Consider the following 1,113-nt stretch of genomic DNA (forward strand, 5'->3'; position numbering starts at 1 on the left):
GCAACACGATTGCATCGCTGGGCTATCTACCGGGCCAGGTGCTCTCGAACGTGATGCAGACGCAGATCGGCAACCTGGGCACGTCTCTCAATGGGCAGTCCGGGCTGCTGACAGGCCTCGGCAATGCTGTCACGCAGCAGGGAAATCTCGTGACAGTCGGAGCGAACGCAGCCGCCGGCACTGGCAATGCAGCCATGAGCACCGGCAACAACATCACCAACCTCATCGGCCAGAACGGGGCGGCGCTGGCCGGCGGCATTCTGGGCACCGGCAATGCGATCAACGGTGCGATCAACGGTGTGTCGGGCGCACTGGGCCAGTACATGAACGCATCGAATAGCCCGTCCTACTCCTTTGCCGCGCCTGCTTACCTGAACGCGGGCGGCATCTCGACAAATGGCTCGACCACGGGCCTATTCAACACCCCGCTGTTCAACTGAGGCACGCCATGGCTGATATTTCGTCCGCGCTGCCGCAGGCAGCGAACTACACGGGGCTGCAAGTCCAACCCGACCCGGTTGGCTCCTTTCTCAAAGCCGCCAACACGGGCGCGCAGACCAACCTGCTGAACGCGCAGGCGGCTCAGACGCAGGCACAGTCGACGCTCACCGGCCTCCAGGTGGCTCGCCAGCAGGCCTACCCGCAGATGCTGCACGACGTGCTGCAAAACCCGACGCCGTCGAATTTCGCCGCGCTCACCGCGATGTTTCCGGAGCAGCACGCCGCGATCAGCAGCTCGTACGACATGAGCCAACTCGCGCAGCGCCAAGCCGTGATCCAGCCGATGGCGCAGGCTTACTCGGCCATGTTGAACGGGCGCCCAGACTTGGCTGCGAACATCGTGAAGGAGCAGCGTGATGCGCTGGTCAACTCTAATCCGAACACGAACGATCCGGCTGTGCAGCAGAAGTTGCAGCATGCCGACACGTTGCTCACTCAGATTCAGAACGATCCAAAAGCTGCCACCGGCTTGATGGGTGCGTCACTGTCGTCGGTACTGCCGCCCAATGAGTTCGCCGAGATGTTCGGCAAGTTCATGACGACACCGGCTACGGTCGGGCAGGCGAACGCAAATGCCACGATCGCGCAGGCCAAAGCGTCGACTGCGCCCGC

2 protein-coding genes are annotated in these 1,113 nt (G+C 62.8%); both read left to right on the plus strand.

Annotated elements, in window-relative coordinates; translation table 11 throughout:
- Window positions 1-440 (plus strand): hypothetical protein (locus HQK15_RS18235; RefSeq protein ID WP_217361852.1); only part of this gene is annotated, 440 nt, incomplete at its 5' end.
- A gap of 8 nt (window positions 441-448) precedes the next feature.
- On the plus strand, window positions 449-1,113 hold a 665-nt coding region (locus HQK15_RS18240), incomplete at its 3' end, for a hypothetical protein (RefSeq protein WP_173492928.1).

The organism is Aeromicrobium stalagmiti, assembly GCF_013283745.1.
Classification (GTDB): Bacteria; Actinomycetota; Actinomycetes; order Propionibacteriales; family Nocardioidaceae; genus Aeromicrobium; species Aeromicrobium stalagmiti.